The sequence below is a fragment of the Desulfovibrio sp. 1188_IL3213 genome, from assembly GCF_036763145.1.
Lineage (GTDB): Bacteria > Desulfobacterota > Desulfovibrionia > Desulfovibrionales > Desulfovibrionaceae > Desulfovibrio.
The window spans coordinates 1-925 of the sequence record NZ_JBAIYR010000646.1 but is presented as its reverse complement, the minus strand read 5'-3'; the positions used below and the strand labels follow the sequence as shown (position 1 = coordinate 925).

General features: G+C 62.7%; 1 protein-coding gene. It reads left to right on the top strand.

Annotated features, from left to right (window positions below; all coding sequences use genetic code 11):
- Positions 1-925, top strand: a 925-nt coding sequence (locus tag V6C16_RS14265; protein WP_333543559.1) for a Zn-binding domain-containing protein, incomplete at both ends; no start/stop codon positions are given.

The following is a 925-nucleotide window of genomic DNA, read 5'->3' as shown; positions in this document are numbered from 1 at the left end:
GGGGGCTGCTGCTCCAGTCCGCTGACGGCGCACAGCTCATGGCCTCGCGCAAGCGGCCCCAGCGTCACGTTGATCTGCGCGGCACAGGGCAGACCTTCAGCATTGAAGACGGGCAAGGACATATCATCGGCTCTGTGGACGGCTTTCGCGCCTGGCGCGAGACACATCCCGGCGCGGTCTACCTGCACCGGGGCCGCAGCCACATCATTGAAGAAATAGATTCGGGCCGCGCCCGCATTGTTGCCAAAGAAGCCAAAGTGGGCTGGTTTACCCGCACACGCGGCCAAAAAACAACCGACATTCTTGAAGAAACTGAGCGCGTTTCTCTGGGGCGCGTTCTGGTCTGCCGTGGACGGCTACGCATCATCGACACCATTACCGGTTATGAAAAACGCTCCACCACCGGCAACCGCCTGCTCACCATCACCCCGCTGGACGCCCCGCCCCAGGTTTTTGAAACCGAAGGCATGTGGTTTGTCATACCAGACAATATCCGCGCCGGGCTTGAAGAAAACTTCATGCACTTTATGGGCGGCATCCACGCGGTGGAACACGCGGCCATCGGCATGCTGCCCCTGCTCATCATGGCCGACCGCAACGACTTTGGCGGCATATCCACCCCCATGCACATCCAGCTTGGCCTGCCCGCCGTCTTTATTTACGATGGTCTGCCCGGCGGCGCGGGCCTGACCCGCCACGCGTTTTCCGATGCCCGCGCCCTGCTTGAAGCCACCTGCAAGACCGTGGCCTCCTGTCCGTGCGAAGACGGCTGCCCCTCCTGCGTACACTCGCCCAAATGCGGATCGGGCAACAGGCCCATCAGCAAGCTGGCCGCCCTGGAGCTTTTACGCCAGATGCTCGCACAGGGCTGCGAGGGCGACCACCTGCTGCAGACACAGATTACAAGCCCGCCGCCACCGCGCCC